Below are 24,147 nucleotides of genomic sequence, written 5' to 3' on the forward strand. Positions count from 1 at the left end.
CCGCGCGGCTCACTCAGACCTCCACAGCCGTCAAGCCGCACAGCACGGCTGTCAGGGCTCAGAAACTGCCCTTCAACGACGCCGCAGTGGCCGACAACCATGAGGCTCACGCCCGGCATACCCCTGCCGCCGCTGGTGAGCCCAGCACTGACTCACCACACGAGATATGGGCCATGGTGGGCACGAGAAATCCGGTGACCCCTTCGGTCGATGCGGCCGAGGCCGCGGCGACGGTGAGCAGGGTCAGGCGATTCCTCCATGCCGCACAGGAGGCGCTGGCCTGCCTCGTCCTTCATCTCGAGCAGGCGCTCTCGTTGTGCCGCCAGCAGGAGCACAAGCTGAGCGCCGGAGGCGAATGGGTACGACCTCTGCAGGGTCGTACCACTGAGGCTAAGGACGATCCCTTGAGCGGTCTTGAGCGGTCTACAGTGGGTACGCTCAGGGTGGATGGGCGTGGGGTCAGGTCGAGCACGGGATCATACGGAGACCGCGGGAAGAGTCCGGCGCGGCGCAGGTCGGCAACCAATCAGGCGGTGGACCCGCTCCGCGGTCTCTGGTGACCTCGAGCACCGGCGCAGGTAGGCGGCGAACGGCTCACCGAGACCGGCACGATCCACCTCTCGGTCCCCAGCCTCGGAGACCGCCGTAGCCCAGGCACTGCGAGCATCGGGGTGACGTAGCTGAGGGTGACCACAAGGCCGGCGCCGGCGCCCGCGACGATCCCCGCGGGCCTGCGCTTGATATGGCTCTGTACGGGCGCGATGCCGCCGACGATGAACCGCAATCGCCACGCCAGCCTTGTCAACGGGACCAGGCAAACCACCGAGCCATGCCTAGGGCGACGATCCTGACGAGTTGTCACGGCAACGTCCGGAACTCAGGGCCGCGCCACAGCGGACAACTGCGGCGCGAACGGTCCCTGCTGCGTGGGCGATGACCGCCGCGCCATATTCGCAGGTAGCTGCCCCGCTGACACAGCAGTCTCGGCAGGGGCAAAGAGCCACTCCTCGGGTGCCGTGAGGCGCCCGCCCCGAAACAACATCCGGATGGCGAGGTCCTTGCCCAGTCCGCAGACCAGAGCGGCTATGGCCACAAGCCCGCCGACAACAGGATCCACCCTGCCAACGGCGGCAGAAGTGGAGCGAAGGTCACGGTCAGCAGGGTGTTCGCGCCCACGGCCGGCATGAACGCTGCCACCTTCAGGATGGATCGCGCCACTTTGACCACCTCACACGGTAAATGCACTAGTGCGACACGTCCGACTCTGACGCGTTCCGACCGCTGGCTCATTGCCGGCGGACGTTCGCGATCAGCCCAGTGTTGTTATCCCCAGGTCCGGAATACCGCTCTCGTCGTCCACAGGCCACCGCCTGGCTACTTGCGACAGCCAGCGCGCAGCCACGGACCCGGTCCGCGACGCAGACCGTCGGCTGGCTGCTCGACGCGGGCTCGAGGCGAACCACCCGTGGCAGCCCGCCATCTTGGTCAGCCACCGCTTGATCGACCCCGGGTTAGACCGGGGAAGTAGGCGCTGCACCATCGTTCTGCCGCGGCTGCGGGTCAGAGAGCGGCCGCGGCTAGCAGTAGGCCCAGTGCCCAAACCAGATCGAGGCACAGCAGCGCCCACTTGAAGTCCGAGCGGATCAGGAAGTTGACCGTGGTCATCCACGCGAGCGAGGCCACTCCCGACAGTGCCAAGATGGCCAGAGCGCCGGCGCTGCCTGCGCGCAGTCCGGTGTTGGCGACGTACAAGACCAGGAACCCTGTCGCGGCGACGTACCCGCCCAGCACCCAGAACACGCGACGTAGCCAACGGCCGAGACCGGGGACGGCATCGGAGATTTCCCTTCTGGTGGAGTTCATGAACCGGGCGTCCTCGGGCAGCAGTGCCGGCCGGGCCAGAACGAAGAATCCACCGATGCCCACGAGGCTGATGCCGCAGATCGTGAGGAGCCAGGCCGCAATCGACGTCATCGCGGCGCAAGAACTTCGCTGTTTGCTTTGGCCGCGGACGACTGATCCACCTTGGGTCTGCTGACACCGGGCGTGTCCCAGGGTACGGGCGGAGCCGTTCGCATGGTGACGGGGTGGTTGTTGATGGGTGCGGGTCCTCGACTGGGCTCGCCGCGAAGGAATCGGGCGAGCACCATGTCGATAACCGCACTCGTGACAGCTCCAAGTTGGGGCGCTTCAGCTGACCCGTGTGCATCGCCATCCACCGCAGGGGTGCGGCGATGTCGGTCGGCGAACTGGCACAGCGGTATGTCGAAGCGGGCCGCGACCTCTGTGTAGTTCACCGCAGAAGGGGATGCCGCTTGCTTAGCCCAGGCCAAGACCGGGTAGACGATGAAGCCGGTGTCCGGCAGCGCCAGCGGCGGAAGGCAGTCGACGACTGTGACGAGGTTGATGTCCAAGCCCACCTCCTCCGTGGCCTCTCGCAGCGCCGTTGCGACTGGGCCCCGATCCCCGGGTTCGGCGACGCCGCCTGGGAACACGACATGGCCCGGGTAGTCGGTCAGATCGCTGCTTCGTTCAGTCAATAGAACTTCTGGTCCTTGAGACCCTTCGGTGAGGAGAACGAGCACTGCCGCTTGTCTCAGGGAGACGCGTTCGGGCCCGTAGTCGATCGTGCGGGCGTCTCGGGCCTCCGCCATCAACCGGGTCACCCATTCCGGGCGTGTTCGCACATCGCGCTGTCCCTGGAGACCTTGATCCCCTTGCTCCGGAGTGGACGCGCCGGGCACCCACGTGATGTGAGCGGAATCGGCACGCATCAGGGCCACCCCGGGTTCGGGGTTTCCCGGTTGCACAAATCGAGTCTGCTGGCCCAGGCCCGGATGTCCGAACAATGCGCGGGCGGGACGACGCACCGACGAGATGTTCTCGTCGACCGTCCAGTCGCCGGGGTTGTTTGCAACAGCGACGAAGGCCTGGCCCGCGCCCACCAGGTGGGCAACTGGCCCACCAAAGGCCATGAGCGTCTCACTCATGGCCGGGACGAGAACCAAGTTCGCCCCCGCCTCCGCCAGAGCGTTCACCGCCAGGGGTTCAGCAGATCCCGGCAGATCGCGATCACGAGGTGCCACCCCTGGGCGCTGACGTAGACCCGGTAACTCCGGCCATCCCTCGGGCTGAATGTCCTCGAGGATCGGCCGATTTCCGCGAGAGTGCTTGTCGTGCAGCAGCGGCTGCTCGTGTCCGCGCATCCAGGCGATTGCGGTGTTGCGACGGCGGGGTTGTCCCGGTTCCTGGTCGTGTGGATCTTCGTGGTGGAAGCTGCCAGCGATCAGGAGGCCGGGACCGTCCGGTCGGCGTACCCATTCCTGCAGCTCCAGAGCGATCTCCTCGGTGAGGCACAACTCGGGCAAGACAATGATGGAGGCACCAGCGCCGGTTGCCTGGCTGATGAGCTGGTTGACTTCGACGCGCTGTCGCGCAGCGTTGATCGGACCGATGGGGAACGTCCGCCCGTCGCTGACCTGGGCGAGGTCCAGCTCTAGGATGCTGCGATTGGGATGGCAGGTAGCGATCACAGCGTCGTGGGTCATCAGGGTGTCGAGGTTGTCGGCAATGCTGTAGTCGAACACGACGCGGAACTGAACCGCCCATTCGCCGGCCAGTCGCACACGCCGCGTCTCGTCCAGCCGGTTCGCTAGCCGCCAGGGCGGTGAGGTGGACCGCATCGCGGTCACTCTCCGAAGGTCGGGATTGTCCAGCGGGATGGGGTCGCCCACTCCTGGTTGATACGGACTGCGCCGTCGGAAGGACTCAGGAAAGGTGTGCCCGAACCGGTCGTCGACGAGTTCTGCCAGGCCGTGGGCCACCAGCACGACGGGGACATCGGGAAGCAGCCCCAGTGCTTCGGAGAGAGCACGCCGGACCGAAACATCAGCAGCGTCGAGCACCCCTCCCTGGAGATAAGATCGTCGATAGCGTCGATAGCGTCGATGACGTTGACCACAGACCGGCGGCTCTCCGGTTCGTGCCGGCCTTCCCACAGCACCCGATGCTCGTCCCGACACAAACGAAGCAGGTGCGTCACCGTGATCAGCGGCTCGGACTCCGCGAGAATGGCTTCCTGAAGTGCCAGCCGCCGCTCGTGCGGTGAAGAGAGTTGCACGAGGCAAGGGCTGCACACGTCCTTGTCGCGTTCCATGCCGCCGACACTGTCAGCAACCGTGCCTCGGATACCAGAGGCTTTGGTCCCTTCGAGCCCGGCCACCGACCGGGGCGGGAGCCGTCTGCTTCGCCCGTTCATACCTGGGTTGGCCGACCGGGTTGGCGAGCAAGTTTGCCGCGGCGCGGTCGCTCATCGTTGATCGTGTTCGCCGCTGGCCGCGGCGGTGGGCGATTCGATGCCGATCGGGTGTGGGCGCAGGGTGAGTGCGGCGAGGACGGCGGCGAACAGGGCGATCGCGGCGTTGACGGTGAGGGCTGTGGAGAAGCCCTGGACGAACTCCGCGTGATGCTGGGCATCGAGGTTGCGGGTGAAGGTTGCGCCTGTACCGACTGACGCCAAGATCGCTCCCATGATCGCGATGCCGAGGGTCAGGCCGGTGGTTTGGAAGGTGCTGAACACGGCGGCGGTCGTGCCGTTATCAGCCGCGTCGGTGGACCCCATGGCGGCGGCGGTCGTCGGGGAGGTGACGAGTCCGATGGCCAGACCCGCCAGCGCGAACCAGGGCATCAACCCGCCGAGGTTCGAGTCCACACTCAGCCTCGACAAGCCGAATAGCGCCGCAGCGAGCAGGAGCATCCCCACCGTGACAGGCAGGCGCGGCCCGATCCGGTCGGCCAGCCGGCCGGCGAGCGGACCGACCGCCACGATGGTCACAGTCAGAGGCAGCAGACCGACCCCTGCGGCGAGTGCCGAGTAGCCGAGCACGACCTGGAGGTATAGGGACAGGAAGAAGAAGAGGCTGCACATCACCGAGGTTGCCAGCAGGATCTGGATGTTTGCCCCGGCGAAGGCCCGGTCCTTGAAGCGAGAGAGGTCCAGCAGGGGTTCGGTCGCGCGGTTCTCGTGCCAGGCAAACACTGTGAAGCACAGGGCGGCAGTAGCGAAGAGGATGATAACCCGCGGAGAGACCCACCCGGCCACGTTGCCCTGCGAGAGCCCAAGCAGCAGGGCAAGGAAGCCGGAGCCGGAGATGGCTGCACCCGCCGCGTCCAGATGTCGCGGCGCTTGGGGCACGTGAGACTCGCTGAGAACGCTGCGAGCAACTAGCCAGATACACACGCCTACGGGAACGTTCAGCAGGAAGATCCAGCGCCAACCAAGGCTGTCGTTGATGATGGCACCGAAGAGCGGGCCGAGTCCGAGCGCACTGGCCGAGACCCCGGCCCAGATCCCGATGGCCACGCCGCGCTGGTTGCGTGGGAATGTGTCTGCGATGATCGCCAGCGACGTCGGAGCGATCAGCGCGGCGCCGAGGCCTTGGACCGAGCGGGCGGCGATCAACAGTTCGCCGGTGGGGGCCATGCCCGCTCCGAGGGATGCCAACGTGAAGATCGCGAGGCCCGTGAGGAATATCCTGCGCCGACCGTCGCGGTCACCCAGCCGTCCGGCAAGCAGGGTGAACGCGGCGATGGTCAGCGTGTAGGCGTTGACCACCCACTCGAGTCCGTTGAGACCCATCCCGAGCTGACGTTGAATCGCTGGCAGCGCGACGGCTACGGCAGTGTCGTCCAGCAGCAGCACGAAGGTGACCAGAGTAAGTCCGGCCAGAGCGGTCCAGCGACCGTTAGGCCTCACCAACGGTTTCGGCAGTGGTGAGGCTGCGGGTCGCGTCCTAGACATGGGCCGTGCCCGAGATGGCGCGATCACGCACGCTCGTGCCCCCGGTGGGGTTTGGAGTCAGATCTTCGCGCTTACCCTGGGACATTCGCACCGTGAGCACGCCCACCACGCTCAGAACCGTCTCGGCGGTAGAGCTCGCGGTCGCAGAAAGGCACATGTTCGGTTCCTTCTCGTAGGTCAACGGCTGGGGCGGGCTTGACCTCAGGGGCCAGGACGCCTGGTCAATGCTTCTCGGTTGGTCCGCCGGCGCCCACCGACACAGCCGGCGCGTGTGTTGCCGAGTTGGGCGGGGTCAATGGCCCCGGGGGCTTGCGTGACTGCGAGGGCTTTGGCAGTTTGAGACGCTTGAGGGTCAGCGCGTTCACCGCGACCAGGAAGCTGGATCCCGCCATCGTGATCGCCGCGATTTCTGGGCGCAGGACGAGTCCGAAGGTGGGCTCGAAAACGCCTGCGGCGATGGGCAGGGCGATGGCGTTGTAGCCGACGGCCCAGAACAGGTTCTGCTTCATCTTCCGTACGGTGCCGCGGCCGATGCGCAGTGCCACGGCGACGTCGAGGGGGTCTGAGCGCATCAGGACGACGTCGGCGGTCTCAACCGCGACGTCGGTGCCGGCACCGATCGCGATCCCGAGGTCGGCCTGCGCCAGGGCCGGAGCGTCGTTGACACCGTCGCCGACCATCGCCACCCGATGACCGGCAGCGGCGAGTTCCTGGACCTTGGCTGCCTTGTCCACGGGCAGCACTTCGGCGATGACGGTGGTGACGCCCAACTGTGCGGCGATGCGTTGGGCGGTCGCGGTGTTGTCACCGGTGAGCATGACCACCTCCACGCCCATCTCGTGTAGCTCGGCCACCGCTGCGGCCGAAGTAGGGCGCACCGCGTCCGCAAGGCCAATCACGGCCACGGCGCGACCGTCGACCGCAGCGAGCACAGCGGTCTTGCCGCCGGCGGCGAGCTCCTCCTGTCGGGTCCCGAGGGTTCCGAGGTCGATAGATTCGGCCTGCATCAGGCGCAGGGTTCCCACCACGACCCGGCGGCCCTCAACCGTCGCGATCGCACCCTTTCCTGGCACGTTTGAAAAGTCTTCAGCAGTCAAGCGCGGTGCATCGGCGGTCTCTGCGTGACGGACGATCGCCGCGGCGAGAGGATGCTCGGATTCGCGCTCCACGGCTGCCATCAGAGCCAGGGCGTCGGTCTCTCCCATCCCTTCGATGATCAGGTCGGTCACGTCCGGCGCACCAAGGGTCAGCGTGCCGGTCTTGTCCATCACCACCACGTCGATCTTCTTCGACGTCTCGATCGCCGTGGCGTTCTTGAACAGCACCCCACGACCCGCGCCGAGACCGGTGCCCACCATGATCGCGGTCGGGGTGGCCAACCCGAGCGCGTCCGGGCAGGTCACCACCACCACGGTGATCGCGAACAGCAGCGCCTCGTCGACCGGGCGGCCAACCAGGAGCCACACCACGAACGTGCCGACCCCACCGACCAACGCCACGAACACGAGCCAGAACGCGGCCCTGTCGGCGAGCCGCTGCCCGGGTGCCTTGGAGTTCTGCGCCTCTTGCACGAGTTTCACGATTTGGGCCAGGGCTGTGTCGGCGCCGACCTTGGTAGCACGCACCCGCAGTGTCCCGGTGGTGTTGATGGTGGCCCCGACGACCTCGTCGCCGCGAGCCTTGTGTACCGGGAGGCTCTCACCGGTCACCGTCGACTCATCGACATCGCTCTCGCCGTCCTCGACCACCCCGTCGGAGGCGATCTTCGAACCCGGACGCACCAGCAGCAGATCACCCACCACGACCTGGTCGGTCGGGATCTCCACCGCCTCATCGTCCCGGACCACGACCGCGACAGGCGGCGCCAGCTTCAGCAGTGCACGGACGGCCTCGTTGGCTCCACCCCGAGCGCGCATCTCGAAGTAGTGACCTAGCAGGACGAAGGCCGTCAAGATGGTCGCGGCCTCGTAGAACACGTCACCGCCGCCGGTGAGGGTGACTCCGACCGAGTACACCCATCCGGCTCCCACGGCCGCCGCGACCAGCACCATCATGTCCAACGTCCGGGCCCGCAGCGCCCGGAACGCACCGGCGAAGAACACCTGCGCGGAATAAGAGATCACCGGCAGGCTTAAGACCAGCTGGAACACATCGTCACGCAGGCCGAACGGCGCTGGGACGGAGAAGTTGAGCACCTCGCGCCCGATCATCGACCACAGCGTGATCACGACCCCGAAGATCACCGCGACCAGAAAGCGGTTCCTCATGTCACGAACCATCGCGGCCATCGACATCTCACCATGACCGCCGTGGCCCATCACTTCGGCAGGGCTTGCGGTGCGTTCCGTCGATGGCGACATGGGCGCCACGGCGTCCATGTCGTGCCCGACATGACCCTCGTGTGCGGGCGTTGGCGTGGAACCTGGTGTTGGGTCGCCTCCTGCGACCGCGGGTGCGCAAACATGGTCCGGGATCGATTCGCCGCGGCAGTGGTAACCACAGTCCCTGATCCACCCTGCGAGTTCGGCGACGTTCGTGGTGGCGGGGTCATAGGTCACCGTCGCAGTCTGAGCAACCGGGTTTGCCGCCACCGCTACTACTCCGGGCCGACGGCCGAGTTCGGCCTCCACCGCGCTCTTCTGGGTTGCCCAATGAAGCCCATCAAGCTCCAAAACAGCGATCAGCGTGGCGTCATGCAGCGGTGTGGACATCAGTACTCATCTCCGAAACGTAAGGGGGTTCTCGATCGCCGGTCGCGGCATCGAACGCGGGTCATGGGTCGCCGTGTTGGAAGCCGAGAGCACCAACGTGAAGGCGAGGGATATGCATCCGAGCTAGGGCCGGTCGATACGTTCGTGCGACCCATCGAGGTCTGCGGAGCGAGTGGGCTGTGAACCCTGCTTCGGGTCATCGGGGGCACCGGACTCCCCGTGGCCGCTGTGCGCGTCACCGTGCATGCCGCCGCGCATCATGAAGAACATCATCAGAGGACACAGCACCAGAAGGATCAGAAGGAAGGGAGAGATCCCGGCCCACAGCCCAATCGCACCTCCCACCAGGATCGCTAGGGCATATAGGGGATATCGGCTGCTGTTCATTAGTGCCTCCATGGGTCGTTCAGCGGGATAGTTTCCGCCACGTGACCTAGGCTCTCAACCGGCCTCGGCGTGGAGCAGAGCCTTTGGTCCCGACTTGGCCGGGCATTCATCCGGCGCCCGCCCCGGGCAACCTGAGAGTGATTTCTGGTCTAGCACGAGGTAACCGCTGGGCACTGCCAGTGAAGGTGCTCGGGGGAACCTGTCAGTAGGTCCATCCGCTGAGGTCTTGGGTCAGCTCCGAGGTTGTCATGCTCGGTGCCGTTTGGCGGTGGGAGCCCAGTGCTTCCGCAAGCCGGTAGAAGTGCGGCCACTTCGGTTGGACGCGGGCTGCTCGACTTCCCTCAGAGCCACTGCTTGCGCCTGAACGCCATGTAAAGGCCCCCTGACAGCGTCACGATGAGAGCAGATGAGGTGATGAACCCCGAGTCGTTGCTAAAGCCGGGGTACGGCAGGTTCTGGCCGTAGAAGCCGGTGATGGCAGTGGGTACGGCGATGATCGCTGCCCAGCTAGTCACCTTCTTGGTGATGATGTTGAGCCGGTTTCCTTGGATCGTCAGGTTCGTTTCCACGATGGTGGCGACCAGGTCGCGCAGGCTCTCGGTCCACTCGGTGGCGCGTAGGACGTGGTCATAGACGTCTTGGAAGTGGGGCGTCATGTCGTTGGGGACAAGGCCGACGTCGCGACGCATGAGCGTGTTTAGCACCTCTCGCATCGGCAGCACGACTCGGCGGAGGTGGACAAGGCTCTTGCGCAGCTCAAAGCTTCGGCGTTGGACGTCTTTGTCGTGCGGGCGGTCGTCGAATAGCAGGTCCTCGAGCTCCTCGATCTGATCGTCGAGGGCCTGGACGGCATCGAAGTGTCCGTCGACGACGTAGTCGAGCAGTCCGTGCACGAGTGACCCGACCCCGTATTTGGCGAGGTCGGTGTTGTCGTCCCACCTGTCGAGCAATCCCTCGATGGGGAAGTCGTTGTCCTTTCGGACCGTGACCAGTGCCTGGGCGGTGATGAAGGCGGCGATCTCGCCGGTGACCAGTGCACCGGTTTGGACGTCCAGCTGCACGGCATACACGGTGAGGAAGTCGTGCCCGGTGAAGCGGTTGAACTTCGGCCGTTGGCGACCGCTGGTGGCGTCCTCCACTGCGAGGGCATGCAGCCCGAGCTCGTCGGCGACGAGCTGCAGATCCGCCACGTCGGGGGCGCAAAGATCGACCCACACCATCGCTGACGCGTCGTCGAGGTGCTCGGATACGTCCTCTAAGGCGAAGCCCTCGTCGGTCAAGTCCCCGTTGCGATAGCAGCGGGTTTGCACCATGTCTTGAGTATTCCGCAATTCCGCGGTGGTCGCGGCGCTCTCTATGACATCGGGCTTGTTAGGACCTTGAACGCTCGTTGGCGGACTCGAGCCCTGTTGGCCTTCAGACCCCGGGGCGGCGTCGCGTCGAGATGGTCGACGAGCAGAGCCGCACACCAGTCGCCTTCGGTCAGGGAAAGAAGGTGAATCGCCTTTTCGCGAATCCGGTGGCGCACACTCACCACCGCTTCGGCGAGTGCTGCGGCCCCGCACCGGGACAGGGTCGGCGCTGCCTTCGACCAGCGCGACCGGGTATCTGCCGCGGCGAGTCTGCCTAGTGCGGGCTCCCGCTAAGGTGCACGGAGGAGACCGTCGAGGGCGCCCCTGTGGCTGTCCGAGGTGTGGCGGATCACTGAGCGGGCCACTGGGACGGGCAGGTCCGGGCGGATGACCACTGCCAACCGTTCCGTCATGGCCCGGTGCCGGCCCACCCACGCGCACAGCCGGTTCGGCAGCGGTCCGTCACCGGCCAGCGCTGCGTCGAACGCCCATGAGGGCGATCCGTTCGCTTGCCTCCGCGGCGTCGCGGTACAGCGCGTCACGATGCGTACGCGGTCGCTGTGTCGCGCGGCGAACGCAGAGCGGTCGGCCCACCCATCGGGTGCCCGACGACGACGACGAGGGCCCGTGGGCCAGATCCAATGCCGCCAGCATCTGGTCCAGCGCATCGAGGTGGTCCTGTCCGCTGACGGACCCGGTGGCAGCATCGAACCACCGAAACCAACAGGTCGGGCACGACGGCCCGGGCGGAGTGGCCGAGCCGATCGAATGCAGCTCCGAAGCTGTTGCCGGCTCCTGCCATGCCGTGCAACAGCAACACCACTCGATTCCGATCCGGACGTCCGGACCTGAAGGATGCCTTCGCGGCGCGAGGTCCCGCCGCCAGCGCGCCACCGCCGCACGGCGGGCGCTGTCGCGTGGCGGATCCCCCCAGCCAGCGGAGCCGCTTGCCATCGACATCGCTACCCAGCTTGCGGCGCGGCCGGACAGGTAGGTCATCGTGCGAAGCCGGCCGACACGCGACTTATGTGGTGGCGGCTGGGGCCGACTGGCGTCTCGGGTGCGAGGGCTACGACGTGCTCGTCGCCCGGCGAGAGGACGCTTGTCTGGTCCTCGATGCACACGGTGATCGGTTGACCGGAATGCGGGTGCAACCGTAGCCGGACCTGCGCGCGGCTCAGCTCGACACTGATCGGCTGGCCGCGGTAGACCATCTGGAAGGCGGTGTGGCCAAGCTCCGGGGGGAGGCTCGGATGCAGTCGCAGTACGTCGTCGCGGATCTCCAAGCCGGCGTAGCAGCGCAGGATCAGGTCGACGGTGCCTGCCATGGCACCGAGGTGAATGCCTTCGCGGGTAGTGCCGCCTTGGATGTCGGCGAGGTCGCTGTCCAGCGCCTGGGTGAACAGCGACCATGACCGGTGCCGGTCGCTGCGCGCCAGCACCCAGGAGTGCACCAGACGGCTCAGGGTCGAGCCATTGCTGGTGCGGGCCAGGTAGAAGTCGAGGGTGCGCGGAATCGTGTTCGGCGGCAGCGAGTAGCCCATCGATTCAAGCAGTCCGCGAAGCTCCTCGGCGGAGAACAGGTAGAAGAGCATCAGCACATCAGCCTGTTTGGAAAGCCGGTAGTTGTTGGGGCTGTCACCCTCGGCCGCCAGAATCAGGTCCAGTCTCCCGATGTCGCCGTATCGCTCGCGGTACGTGTCCCAGTCGAACTCCGCGAGCTGCTCGTAACCCTCGAACTGGCTGATGATGCCGTCGGAGTGGAAGGGCACCCGCAGACGACGACCCATGAGGTCCCAACGTTCACGCTCCCCGGGGCGCAAACCCAACCTGTCCTCCAGCGGGCCGCAGTCCTGGCCAGCAAGAAGGTCCAGTGTCTCCGAGGTCCGGGCGGTGAGCCAGGCCACCATGACATTGGTGTAGCTGTTGTTGCGGATCCCCTGGCCGGGTGCGTCGGGATAGCCGTCGTGGAACTCGTCAGGCCCCATTACCCCGGCAATCTCGAAACGGTCCTCGGCTGCGTCGTACGTGGCCAGGCTCGCGAAGAGGCGGGTGACTTCGACCATGATCTCCGCCCCCACGTCGACGAGGAAGGCCAGGTCTGCGGTGGCCTGGTAGTACTGCCAGACGCTATAGGCGACCGCCAGACCCACGTGGCGCTGAAGGTGGGAGTTGTCCGGCATCCAGCTCTCGGTGCGGTGGTTGTAGAGCTCGTGCGGTGTCTCTTCCCGGCCGTCGCTGCCGCTCTGCCACGGGAACATCGCACCGTCCAACCCGGCTTCGCAGGCGGCGGCCCGGGCCTGGTCCAAGCGGAAGTGGCGGTAGCGCAGCAACGCCCGCGTCAGGTCAGGCCGGCGCAGGGTGAGCATCGGGTAGACGAACATCTCGTCCCAGAACACATGCCCGCGGTAGCCCTCCCCGTGCAGGCCACGGGCCGGCACACCCGCGTCCAAATCGGGTCCGGCCGCAGCGATCGTCTGCAAGACGTGGAAGGTGTTCAGGTTCAGCGCCAGCGACTGTCGCTGGCCTGCCCGCATGTCGACGCCGAACCGTTCCCACAGGCGCCCCCAGGCCGCCTCATGGGTCCGCAAGAGGGCGGCGGCAGTGGGCGCTCGCGCGATCCTGCCGGTCGCGGACAGAATGGGACTGGAGAGGGCTGGGTCCCGGGAGGTCGCCACCGCGACGACCTTTTCGATCGTGACTGGTTGGCCGGCTCGCAACTCAAGCACGATTTCATGTCCGACGTAGCCCGGGTCGTCGTGCAGCAGTCGACGTTCCACCTCGACGACGCCGGCGTCGCCGAGTGTTACCCGGCTTCGCGAGGCCATGGCGATGTGCACCCGGGACTGGCGGGTGACCACGTCCAGGAGCACCGTCTCGCGGTCGACCTCCAGGGCGGCGACCGGCTCCAGGTGCCGGTCGGCGAGAAGCCGGTCTGCGGCCACGTTGCGGTTGGCGACGCGACCCTCGATGCCGGAACGGATGACCAGCGGGCCGGACCAGTCCTCTGCCTCCACCGTCGTCTCCAGGACCGCAAGATGCTGCCGCGTCAAATGCACCAGCGACGTCGAGGTCACCCGGGTGGTGCGTCCGACGTTGTCGCGGTAGTGACAGACGCGGGTGAGCACGCCGCGGCGCAGGTCGAGCTCTTGGTGGCAGCTGACCATGTCAGCCGAGCCTGGTACGTACGGCTGTCCACCCGGGGGGCCAACCGTGAGCCAGGTCCAGTCGGGGGCGTTGACCAGGTGCTCGTTCTCGACCACCCGGCCACCGATGTCGCTGCTCAGCCGGTTGTAGACCCCGGCGAGGTACGTCCCGGGGTAGTGGACCCCGCTGGCGGTGCTACCTGGCGCGGACCCGCGCGTCGCCCAGTAGCCGTTGCCCAGCGTGCACAGTGCTTCTCGGGTGCCTTCCATTGCAGGCGCGAACCCGTCATAGGCCAGTATCCAAGGGTCTGAACTCACCGACGCGTCGGCGCACCAGTGTTCGGACGGTTCGGCGAACGCGGTGTCAATCTCGAGACCGGCCAGGTCTTCAACGACGATGTGCGCTCCCGCAACGAGCAGCTCGGCGCGATTGCCGGTGCGATCGACACCGACGACGAGACCAAAGCCGCCGACTGCCCCGGCCCGCACGCCGTCCTCGGCGTCCTCGACCACGACCGAGCGTGCCGGGTCTACCCCGAGGAGATGGGCCGCCTCCAGGAACATGGCGGGATCGGGTTTTCCGGGCAACGAGAGCCGCAGCGCGTCGCCGCCGTCGACCCGAACGTCGAAAAGGTCGCCGACGCCCGCTGCCTCTAGCACCGCCTGGCTGTTGCGGCTCGAGGTCACCAAGGCTGTCGGGATGCCGACGGCACGCAGGCGCCGTAACAACACAACAGAGCTCGGGAATGCCACCGCACCGGACTCAGCCATCTGTTCGCTGAACAGCTGCTGCTTGCGTGCCGCGAGTCCCCGCACGGTCCCGCGTTGTCTGGGGTCGTCGGCCTCCCCCTCCGGCAGCTCGAGCTTTCGAGAGGCGAGGAAAGCGCGGACGCCGTCCTCCGGGGTGCGGCCGTCGACGTAACGACGGTAGTCCTCAGAGACGTCAAAACTCGACGTCGGCATCACGGCCAGTTCGGGAAGCACCTCGTCGAACAAGTTCTTCCAAGCTTTGGCGTGTACCGCCGCGGTGTCAGTGACCACACCATCCATGTCGAAGATGACCGCGTCGTACGAACGCAGGCCAAGGTCAGGGTCGGAGGGCGCCGTCGGGCTGGTCACGACAACTCCGATGGGCGCCTCGTCATGCCGGGGACGCTGCCTCGTAGGGCCACGACCGGTCAGTGGTCGGAGGGTTGTATGTCCCGCGGGTGTCGGGGCCAGCCCCTTCCTGGGGTGTGGTGCCCGCAGCTGAGGTCGGGTGGGTCACGATCATCGATATCCCCAGTTGTCGTTGGCGGGTCTGAGGGGACGGTGGCCCCGCTGCGAGCCGGACCACCGCCCGCGGACTGCTGCGCGCGTCATACCGTGCTCGTTCCCGCGCCGACCTTCCCATTGGCGGCCACAACCGGGACCGGCTTGATGACCGGCTTGTCGTGTTCACCCGACGGTCGCTCGGAGTCAGAGGCTGCCGCGGACTCGCGGGCCAGAAACGCGCCGAGCTCGGCGATGGTGGTCATCAGCGGTGCCGGGAAGACGACGGTGGTGTTCTTGTCCACCCCGATCTCCACCAGGCTTTGGAGGTTGCGCAGCTGCAGCGCCAGGGGGTGCGCCATCATCGTGTCGGAGGCATCACCGAGCGCAGCGGCGGCCAGGGACTCGCCCTCGGCGTTGATGATCTTGGCTCGCTTCTCACGCTCGGCCTCGGCCTGCCGGGCCATGGCGCGCTTCATGCTGTCGGGTAGCTGGATGTCCTTGAGCTCGACCAGGGTGACCTCGACGCCCCACTCGACGGTGGTGACGTCGAGGATCTCGCGGATGTCCAGGTTGATCCGATCGGTCTCCGACAGGGTCTCGTCGAGGGTGTGCTGGCCGACCACCTTTCGCAGCGTGGTCTGGGCGATCTGGTCGATCGCTGCATACACGTTCTCGATCGCGACCACGGACTTGACCGTGTCCACGACCCGGAAGTATGCGACAGCGGAGACGTCCACGCTGACGTTGTCGCGGGTGATGATGCCCTGCGACTGGATCGGCATGGTCACGATACGCCGGGAGACCTGATGCATCACTTCGACGAACGGGATGATCGTGCGGAGCCCCGGCTCGCGTGCCCCCGTGACGCGTCCCAGCCGGAACACCACCCCCTGCTCGTACTGCTTGACGATCTTGATCGTCATCGAAAGAAGGAGGAACAAGACGGCGACGATGACTGTCAGGACAATTGCCAGGGTGCTCATGGTGGTGCTCCGATCGGATACGCGTGGGAGTTGTCGCTCTGCGACGAGCGCCTGTATTCCTCACTGCTCTCACACGACCATGAGCCCGCGCCGATTGGCAGGGTCCAAAGTCCCCTTCTGCCGCGATGAACACGATGCGCCGCCCAGCAGACGAGGAGTGGCCCCCCGAACGGCCACGGTGGGTCGCGTCCGGGGGTGCTATACCCCGAGCTTTGTGCTTTGGATCTGGTCATGAGCGCGCACCTTAGGTGGGGCGTTGCGAAGGCGGACTCATTGTCAGATCCGCGCTGGCCGCGCGAACCATGGTTGGTGAGGGCATGGTGGCGTGTCGATAGATCAGGGCGACGGCGATGCCAAGGGTGACGAGCCAGGCCACACCGATGAGCAATGGCTGGGCCTGGTCGAAGGTGCTGGTGAGTGCGCCGTCCAGGAGGACGCGGGATCCGCCGTACCCGGGGAGCAGCCTGGAGAACGTCGTCGGTTCGGCATGCAGCATCGGGCTTTGCGTGATGCCGAGGTCGAGGAAGGGCAGCAGGAACGCAATGAAGACACCCCCGACGCGGCCGAACAGCGGTCCGAGCAGCGCTCCGACGAGGGCGTAGGTAAACGCAAGGAGCAGGTTCGCGGCAGCGTAGGTGAACCAGCGGGTGGGTTGGAAGACCAGCGCTGTGGTGGCCAGCGAAACGACGGTGGCAGCCAGGGCCATCAGGGCGAGGACACCGAGCCGGGCACCGAAGAGAGTGCCCGGTCGTAGCCCGGCGAGGACTGATCGGCGGTCACCGTCTCGGCTGTCGAGGAGCACGAAGAGGCCGACGAGGGCGGCAAGCGAGGCAATCGCGATGGGCGCCATCGTTGCACCGTGTACGGCGGGCATGGCGAACGCCCTGGTGAGGCTGTGGCCGTGCTCCTGCAAGGTCAAGGTGATCGGTTTGTTCGGGGTGACGGCGTCCGCGGCCAAGATGAACACGACCGGGACGACGACGAACAGCACCCATTGGACACGGTTGCGACGTGCATCGCGCCAGGCGGCTCGCCCGGCCGCGGCAAGCTGGGCTCTCAGTCCGGCTGGGTCTGCGAGTCGGGAGCGGGGACTCTTGACCCGGGTGCGGGCCCCGGCCAGGACCCAGGCGGCGGCTACCGCCGTGACCGTCCACGCCAACGCCCAGCCGAGGTCACCGAGGCGGCCGCCGTGTCGGGAGGGAAGATCGACCATCCACAGGGTGACGAAGTGGGTGGGCAGCCCGCGGGTGGCGACCCGGTCCGCGGCCCCCATGGCCGGGCCGAAGAACACATCGATGATCCACACGAACATGACGATCACGGTGCCGTTGACCGGGTTTCCAGCGATGGAGCCGACTACGGCACCGATGGCGACGTAGATGAGGGCAAACATGAAGGTACCCACAATGGCCCGGCCTGGGTGATCGACACCGGTGCGCACCGCGAGAGCGACGACAGCCGCGGCGCTGGCCAGTGCCGCAAGTAGCGTTCCTGTTATCAGCCGCGCAGCAACCAGACGGTTCGCGGGGAGCCCTGCGATGACGACCCGGCGATCTGTGTCGCGCGTCGCGGCGGTCTGGAAGTACATCGCGATGCCGGCGAGGAACGCGGCCGCCCAGCCGGCGGTAGCGGTTTCGACGGCGGGGCCACCGACGCCACCGACAAGCTTGGCGGCATCAGCCATGCTGCCGGCAACGACGACGACGAAGACGGTGGGGACGACGACGAGCAGGATCAGGTTGATTGGGTTACGGGCGTAGTCGGCCATGAACCGGCGGACGAACACGGTGGTCATCGCGGCACCGCGAGACCATCCTTGACCTCTACGATGCGGTCAAATCGGTCCTCGTCCACAACAAAGTGGCTGACGATAAGCACCGAGCGACCCAGTTGTCGCCGCTCGGCAACCAGCGTCCAGAACTTCTGGTAGGTGTCCCAGTCAAACCCGGCATATGGCTCATCCAGCAGCAACAGGTCCGGGTCGGCGAGCAGCGCGATACCGAGGTTGAGCTTCGCCAGGGTGCCGCCGGAGAGTTGGTCTGCTCGGGTGCCTGCGTAGCGACCGAAGCCGAGCGAGTCGTAGAGGTCGTCGCGGGAAGCGACGATGGCTTCATCGGTGAGCGCGCAGGCGTGGCCGAACAAGTCGAAGTGCTCATCACAGGTGAGCCGCGCATACACCAATGGTCGCTGCGGGCAGTAGCCCAGCCGCCCGACGCGGGTCACAGCCCCGCTGTCGGCGGCGAGCGCACCGACCAGGATCTTCATCAGGGTGCTCTTGCCCGAACCATTCTCACCGACCAAACCCACCACTTCGCCGGCGTGCAACGTGAGGTCAGCGCCTCGCAGCACAGGCATGCTTCGGCGAATCGGCCAGAGTCCGCGGCCGAACGACTTCTTGATACCGATAGCGACGAGTAAGTCCGCCTTTGGGTTGAGTGCGTCTCTTCCGGCGGCCGCCTTGGAGGTCTCCGCCTCGCGCTCGGCTGTCGTCGTCTCTGTGCGTCGTTGGCTGCCTGCCTCCCGCCTCCTCGGCGAGCCGGCACTGGGGTCTGTGGCCCCCGTGGTGGCATCGATCACTGGCACGGTTCGCCGTCCCAGCCGGCAGCGCCTCGGTGCATCCCCGGGTTGTGGGAACCGCCGAATCCCATTGTTTGCGCACAGACACGCACATGGGAGCCGAAGTTGTTCGATGGCACGGCAAGCGCTGGTGCAGCCGGCAGCGCCAGCAGGCCCGCGGTCAGGATGATGGTGAAGATGAGCCGGTTACGGATGTGCATGATGGTTCTCCTTCTGGATTGAGCGAGGCCCTGCTTGCCCGGCGGGCGGTGGAGTCGGGGGCACCAGTGAGGGGCGGCGTGGCCGGAGTCGGTGCACACCGGCTGCGTAGGTGGGCCATTCATCGGGGTAACGGGCGGCGACCCCACGTTCCTCGGTTCGGGCCAGCCGCCAGTACACGTAGACGAGGACGGGGAACATCACCAAGGTGGGGAGGGTGGGCCACTGCAGGAGGAACCCCACCATGATCGCCAGGAACCCCAGGTACTGGGGGTGGCGTACCCAGGCGTAGGGACCTGTGGTGGCGAGTCGGTCCTCCCGCGCGGATCGGAGCAGGTGCGTCCACGCGGCGGCGATCAGCCAGAACCCGGCCAGCAGCACTGCGTAGCTGGCTAGGTGGAAGGGGCTGACGTGCGGGTCGCCTTGCCATCCGATGAGGTCGTTCCATAGGTGCCCACCCGAATGGGTCGCCTGCAACGCGGGGAAACGGGATCCGAGCCACCCAGAGAGTAGGTAGATGGTCAGTGGCAGGCCGTACATCTCGGTGAACAGGGCGACGATGAACGCCGAGTACGCCCCCATCGCATGCCAGTCCCGCTTACTGCGGGGATGGAAGAAGCTGCCCGCGAACGCGATGAGCAGGACGCTGTTGATGATTACCAGCGGCCACAAGCCATAGTCCTGGTCCATCACCGGTCACCGCTGGATCCACTGGTGGGGGCGACTCGTTCCGCCGGTGTGATGTCGATCTTCGAGTTGATCATTGCTTCCGCCTCATGAGATTGATTGTCTGGGCCGCTGGCTTCTCCCGGGTTCAGGTCGTGAGTCTTCGACGTCGATAGCTCCCTCAGTGCCCGTCATGCCCAGTGTGGTCTGACGTCTGTACGGGTGATGGGGTCTCCGTGACGGTGTCGCCGGAGATGTTGGGGCCAATGACGAAAGCAGAAAGGGAGAACATCCCGACGAAAACCGCGAGCGCAATCGCGGGCGCCTTCCATGTGTCGAAACGGATGTACAGGTGTCGAAGCAGAGGCATGGAAAAGAGCAGCCCTAGAACCCCGAACAGCAGGTTGCCTCCCGCGCCCGTGACGAGGGCGGCGCCGAAGATGAGCCCGGCATGGTGCAAAACGTGCGGAAGCAGTCCCAACAACGTCCCGAACACGGCGGCGACTCCACGCCAAGCTCTCCCGAGAAGACCGACCCGACGTGCGCCATTCGGCCGCTCGGTGTTGGCGTTCGCCTGGCTCTGAGCCAACCCAGTCGTGGCCGTGGGTGTGGTCATTTCCGTGCGACCTCATCCTCTTTCGAGGCAGAGGCAGGCTCTCTTCGTTCTTGCCCCTCATGCGGGTCGTGTCCCTCATGACCACCGCGCCCGTGCCCACCATGCCCGTGTCCACCGTGCCCGTGTCCACCATGCCCGTGGCCGCCAAGATGCATCATCAGCATCAGCACGACGAACCCGAAGGAGAAAACGCGGTCGACAGGAACACCTGCGAGCAGGAGGCCTCCGAAGGCGACAACGAGTGCAAGGTAGACGAGTGGTCTCTGTCTCAGCATCAGGAGCTCCTCGGTTCGACTCTTCCCACTTTTGTGGAGGGCGTGCCTGCGTAGTAAGGGATAAGGTCCTGCATCGGCCGGGGCGAAGGTCCCTGACCAAACATCGCCGATGAACTCTTGGGTCACCGAGCGACCCTGTTGGCGAGAGCAACAGGGGCTCGGGCTCTCGCGCGAGCAGGTCTACTGCCGATCACATCGAGCCATGCCGTCCGCGCCGGGAAGGACGAACCCGGCCCAACCTGCCGGCTGGATCGACAGTGTTGCTCTACTCGACGAGCCCCGTGAAGGCCATTGTCGGCTGGGCTTGCTTGGCCGATGTGGTCGAAGGTGCCCCTGAAGGCCGGCTCGGGTGGCGAGCAGGTCACCGCCCGCTTCGGCTCGTGGTGCTTGATCATGGGCAAGAGCCTGATCACCGTTTGGTGGCTCGGCTGCAACCGATACCTTGCCGTCCACACCTGGCCCACCACCAACCTCGGCCCCACCCGTCCTCCTTGTTGAACGTGTTGAGCTTCAGGCAAGGGCGCGTACGCCGCGTCGCTGAGCCTGCTCAGCTGAGGCGGGGACTATCGCTCGCCGGTGAGCGGGGGCGCGTTGACTTGCGCTTCCCGCGCCTCCCGCGCGATCTGCAGATCCTCGCGGGCGGCGATGATCAAGGTGCGGACCGTGGCCTCGGACTCGCTCATGTCCACGTCCCCGGCGGCCACGTTGCCGGGATAGGCCCTGACCTTCACACCCAGGTGGCTCAACCTCTCCGAGACACGCTGCCGGACCAACGCCGAGTTCTCGCCGACCCCACCGGTGAAAACGAGCACATCCAGGCCGTTGGTGGTGGCCACCATGGCACCGATGCCCGCGACAAGTCGGTGCAGATACACCTCAAGACCCAGCTGGGAGTCTGGGTCGCCTTGCGCTGCAGCCGTTTCGACGACCCGCAGGTCTGCGGCTCCTGTCAAGGCCAACAGCCCCGACTCGCGCTCGAGGATTGCGGCCATCTCGCGCGGCCCCATGGCTTCGTGTTCCTGAAGCCACAGAATAAGTCCAGGGTCGACCGAGCCCGAGCGAGTCGCCATCACCAGACCTTCGAGCGGAGTGAATCCCATGGTCGTGTCGACGCTGATCCCCTTGTGCACGGCGGCAATCGAGGCGCCCGCCCCCAAGTGGCAGGTGATGACTCGCAGCTCCTCAAGGGGACGCTCGACAAGTTGAGCGGCACGGCGCGAGGCGTAGGCATGCGAAAGTCCGTGGAATCCGTATCGACGGATCCCATGCCGCGCCCGCCACGCACGCGGCAGTGCGTAGGTCGACGCCGCAGCAGGGATGGTGGCGTGAAAGGCCGTGTCGAAACTGGCGAAGGCCGGCACCTCCGGCATCAGCTCGCCCACGGCGTCAATGGCTGACAGTGCCGCCGGTTGGTGCAGTGGTGCCAGCTCGCACAACGCCTCGATCTGCGTGCGCACGCTCGCGTCGATGCGTCGCGCGCTGGTGAGGTCGGGGCCGCCGTGAACCACGCGGTGACCCACGAGGTCAGGGGCTCCCCAGCTCGACAGCGTCTCGACGAGCTCTGCGCGGTTCGGCCCGTCGGCACCGACCACCAGGTCTGCGCTGTGCTCGAGGTTGTCGCTCCCGCTCAGCATGCGCAGCTTGAGACTCGATGACCCGGCATTGACGACCAGGGCCCGCCCGGTCACGCGCGCGCCCACGTCCAGTCGGTGATTCCCGCGGGGTCTTCGCCGAACTCGCGGGTGTGGGCGCGTGCGACGAGCCGCTCGTCGGCCATCTTCTGCCGAAGGGTCGCCGCACCACTGCCGAGCGATGGGACTCGGTCGATGACGTCCATCACCAGGTGAAAGCGGTCGAGGTCATTCATCATCACCATGTCGAACGGCGTCGTCGTGGTCCCCTCCTCCTTGTAGCCGCGGACGTGCAGGTTGCCGTGGTTGGTGCGTCGATAGGTGAGCCTGTGGATCAAGGCCGGGTAGCCGTGGAAGGCGAAGATCACCGGCTTGTCCGTCGTGAAGAGCGCGTCAAAATCGCGGTCGGACAGGCCGTGCGGGTGCTCGCTCTCCGACTCCAGGCGCATCAGGTCGACGACGTTGATGAACCGCACCCGCAGATCGGGCAGGTGGGTGCGCAGCAGGTCCGCAGCCGCGAGTGCCTCGAGCGTCGGGATGTCGCCGGCGCAGGCGAGCACGACATCTGGCTCGCCCTCCGTGTTGCTGGCCCACGGCCAGATGCCGAGCCCCCGCGTGCAGTGCGCCACGGCCTCGCCGATGGTGAGGTAGTTCAGCGACGGCTGCTTGCCGGCAATGATCACGTTGACGTAGTCGCGGCTGCGCAGGCAGTGGTCGGCCACGGACAGCAGGGTGTTCGCATCTGGTGGGAGGTAGACCCGCACGATCTCTGACTTCTTGTTGATGACGTGGTCTATGAAGCCGGGGTCCTGGTGGGAGAAGCCGTTGTTGTCCTGGCGCCACACATGCGAGGACAGCAGGTAGTTCAGCGAGGCGATCGGCGCCCGCCACGGGATGGCTCGCGTGGTCTTGAGCCACTTGGCGTGTTGGTTGAACATGGAGTCGACGATGTGGATGAAGGCCTCGTAGCAGTTGAACAAGCCGTGTCGGCCCGTCAGCAGGTAGCCCTCGAGCCAGCCTTGGCACAGGTGCTCAGAGAGGACCTCCATGACCCGGCCGTCGGGCGCGAGGTGGTCGTCACCGGGGAAGGTGTCCGCATCCCATGCCCTGGTGGTCTCGGCGAAGACGGCCGAAAGCCGGTTCGAGGCAGTCTCGTCGGGGCTCATCATCCGAAAGCGGTCAGGGTTGGCGGCGATGATGTCGCGGAGGAAATGGCCCAAAACCTTGGTGGCCTCGCTGAGCTGCGCAGCCGGGGCCTCCAGGCGTACTGCGTAGTCGCGGAAGTCCGGTAGGTCGAGGTCACGCAACAGGCGGCCGCCGTTGGCGTGCGGGTTGGCGCTCATGCGGCGCGTGCCGTGCGGGGCCAGTGCCTGCAGTTCTGGACGCAGCTGGCCGACCTCGTCGAACAGCTCCTCCGGACGATAGCTACGCATCCACTGCTCCAGCATGGCGCGTTGTTCGGCGTTGGTCCGGGTCTGGGACAACGGCACCTGGTGGGCACGGAAGGTGCCTTCGACGGGGAGGCCGTCGACCACTCGGGGGCCGGTCCAGCCCTTCGGCGTCTTCAGCACGATCATGGGCCAGGCAGGGCGCCGCGTGACGCCCTCTTGACGAGCCTCGCGCTGAATTCTCGCGATGCTGTCGAGGCTCCGGTCGAGCGCCGCCGCGAGCTCCCGGTGCACCTCCGCAGGGTCGTCGCCGGCCACAAAGATGGGCTCGTAGCCATAGCCGCGCATCAGGTCGGCCAGCTCGTCCTGCGGGATCCGCGCCAGCACGGTCGGGTTGGCGATCTTGTAGCCGTTCAGGTGCAACACGGGCAGGACGGCGCCATCTGTGACCGGGTTGAGAAACTTGGTGGAGTGCCAGCTGGCCGCCAGCGCCCCCGTCTCGGCCTCCCCGTCGCCGACCACACAGCACACGAGGAGGTCGGGGTTGTCGAATGCTGCCCCGAAGGCATGAACGAGCGCGTAGCCCAACTCTCCCCCTTCGTGGATGGAACCGGGGGTCTCAGGCGCCACGTGACTCGGGATACCTCCGGGGAAGGAAAACTGCCGGAACAGCTTTCGCATCCCGTCCTCGTCCTGGCTGATCGAGGAGTACACCTCGCTGTAGGTGCCCTCCAGGTAGGCGTTGGCCACCAGCCCCGGACCCCCATGTCCCGGGCCGGTCACGTAGAGAGCATTGAGGTCGCGTTCGACGATGACCCTGTTCAGGTGGGCATAGATCAGGTTGAGCCCGGGGGTCGTCCCCCAGTGCCCGAGGAGCCGAGGTTTGACGTGCTCCGCCAGGAGTGGCTGGCGCAGCAGGGGGTTGTCCAGCAGGTAGATCTGCCCGACGGACAGGTAGTTTGCCGCACGCCAGTAGGCGTCGATCAGCGCGAGGTCCGCGTCGCCAAGGACTGCGGCGGCGGGGTCAAGACTTGTTGAAGTCATGGGGGCTCCTAGGGGTGAGTCTGCGAGGGGGCGAGTGCTGCTCAACGGCGACGACAATTTGGGGTGCAACGGCGGCGACAGGCGCCGCCGCGGCATACCCGGTCTGGTCTTGCGTGTCC

17 protein-coding genes are annotated in these 24,147 nt (G+C 66.3%); 1 reads left to right on the plus strand and 16 read right to left on the minus strand.

Features of this window, described 5'->3' with window-relative positions; all coding sequences use genetic code 11:
* Positions 1 to 1,560: 1,560 nt before the first annotated feature.
* The 14 genes from LL946_RS10365 to LL946_RS10430 form a co-directional block, all read right to left on the minus strand.
* Entirely contained in the window at positions 1,561 to 1,974 is a 414-nt protein-coding gene (locus tag LL946_RS10365; RefSeq protein ID WP_404380343.1) for a hypothetical protein, read from the minus strand.
* On the minus strand, positions 1,971 to 3,734 hold the full coding sequence (locus LL946_RS10370) for an NUDIX domain-containing protein (RefSeq protein WP_404380345.1): 1,764 nt from the start codon (positions 3,732 to 3,734) through the stop codon (positions 1,971 to 1,973). Before LL946_RS10370 ends, LL946_RS10365 begins: the two co-directional genes overlap by 4 nt.
* Positions 3,689 to 4,156 carry a hypothetical protein gene (locus LL946_RS10375; protein ID WP_404380347.1) on the minus strand — a complete coding sequence of 156 codons (468 nt, stop codon included), beginning with the start codon at positions 4,154 to 4,156 and terminating at the stop codon, positions 3,689 to 3,691. Before LL946_RS10375 ends, LL946_RS10370 begins: the two co-directional genes overlap by 46 nt.
* Positions 4,157 to 4,309: 153 nt before the next feature.
* A complete protein-coding gene (locus LL946_RS10380; protein WP_404380349.1) occupies positions 4,310 to 5,701 on the minus strand; it encodes a DHA2 family efflux MFS transporter permease subunit in 1,392 nt (463 codons plus the stop codon).
* Between the two features lie 320 nt (positions 5,702 to 6,021).
* Entirely contained in the window at positions 6,022 to 8,511 is a 2,490-nt protein-coding gene (locus tag LL946_RS10385; protein WP_404380351.1) for a heavy metal translocating P-type ATPase, read from the minus strand.
* A gap of 123 nt (positions 8,512 to 8,634) precedes the next feature.
* A complete protein-coding gene (locus LL946_RS10390) occupies positions 8,635 to 8,910 on the minus strand; it encodes a DUF2933 domain-containing protein (protein ID WP_404380353.1) in 276 nt (91 codons plus the stop codon).
* 329 nt (positions 8,911 to 9,239) lie between these two features.
* Positions 9,240 to 10,178: a magnesium transporter CorA family protein gene (locus LL946_RS10395; protein WP_404380355.1), complete on the minus strand. Its 939-nt coding sequence runs from the start codon at positions 10,176 to 10,178 to the stop codon at positions 9,240 to 9,242.
* A gap of 1,067 nt (positions 10,179 to 11,245) precedes the next feature.
* A complete protein-coding gene (locus tag LL946_RS10400) occupies positions 11,246 to 14,515 on the minus strand; it encodes a beta-phosphoglucomutase family hydrolase (protein WP_404380357.1) in 3,270 nt (1,089 codons plus the stop codon).
* Positions 14,516 to 14,754: 239 nt separating this feature from the next.
* Complete coding sequence (locus LL946_RS10405) at positions 14,755 to 15,633, minus strand: SPFH domain-containing protein (protein WP_404380359.1); 879 nt, start codon at positions 15,631 to 15,633, stop codon at positions 14,755 to 14,757.
* Between the two features lie 244 nt (positions 15,634 to 15,877).
* Positions 15,878 to 17,428 (minus strand): ABC transporter permease, encoded by a 1,551-nt coding sequence (locus LL946_RS10410; RefSeq protein WP_404380361.1) that lies wholly within the window; start codon positions 17,426 to 17,428, stop codon positions 15,878 to 15,880.
* Positions 17,425 to 18,210, minus strand: coding sequence for an ATP-binding cassette domain-containing protein (locus tag LL946_RS10415; RefSeq protein ID WP_404380363.1), 786 nt, complete (start codon positions 18,208 to 18,210; stop codon positions 17,425 to 17,427). The genes LL946_RS10410 and LL946_RS10415 overlap by 4 nt, the downstream gene beginning before the upstream one ends.
* Entirely contained in the window at positions 18,207 to 18,410 is a 204-nt protein-coding gene (locus tag LL946_RS10420) for a hypothetical protein (protein WP_404380365.1), read from the minus strand. Before LL946_RS10420 ends, LL946_RS10415 begins: the two co-directional genes overlap by 4 nt.
* A complete protein-coding gene (locus LL946_RS10425) occupies positions 18,397 to 19,098 on the minus strand; it encodes a methyltransferase family protein (protein WP_404380367.1) in 702 nt (233 codons plus the stop codon). The genes LL946_RS10420 and LL946_RS10425 overlap by 14 nt, the downstream gene beginning before the upstream one ends.
* 157 nt (positions 19,099 to 19,255) lie before the next feature.
* Positions 19,256 to 19,690: a hypothetical protein gene (locus LL946_RS10430; RefSeq protein ID WP_404380369.1), complete on the minus strand. Its 435-nt coding sequence runs from the start codon at positions 19,688 to 19,690 to the stop codon at positions 19,256 to 19,258.
* 77 nt (positions 19,691 to 19,767) lie between these two features.
* Between LL946_RS10430 and LL946_RS10435 the strand changes: the two genes are divergently transcribed.
* Entirely contained in the window at positions 19,768 to 20,019 is a 252-nt protein-coding gene (locus tag LL946_RS10435) for a hypothetical protein (RefSeq protein WP_404380371.1), read from the plus strand.
* A 509-nt stretch (positions 20,020 to 20,528) separates the two neighbouring features.
* Here the strand turns inward: LL946_RS10435 and LL946_RS10440 are convergent.
* On the minus strand, positions 20,529 to 21,665 hold the full coding sequence (locus tag LL946_RS10440) for an acetate/propionate family kinase (RefSeq protein ID WP_404380373.1): 1,137 nt from the start codon (positions 21,663 to 21,665) through the stop codon (positions 20,529 to 20,531).
* On the minus strand, positions 21,650 to 24,028 hold the full coding sequence (locus tag LL946_RS10445) for a phosphoketolase (RefSeq protein WP_404380375.1): 2,379 nt from the start codon (positions 24,026 to 24,028) through the stop codon (positions 21,650 to 21,652). Before LL946_RS10445 ends, LL946_RS10440 begins: the two co-directional genes overlap by 16 nt.
* Between the last annotated feature and the right edge of the window lie 119 nt (positions 24,029 to 24,147).

This window comes from Knoellia locipacati, from assembly GCF_044791685.1.
Lineage (GTDB): Bacteria > Actinomycetota > Actinomycetes > Actinomycetales > Dermatophilaceae > Knoellia > Knoellia locipacati_A.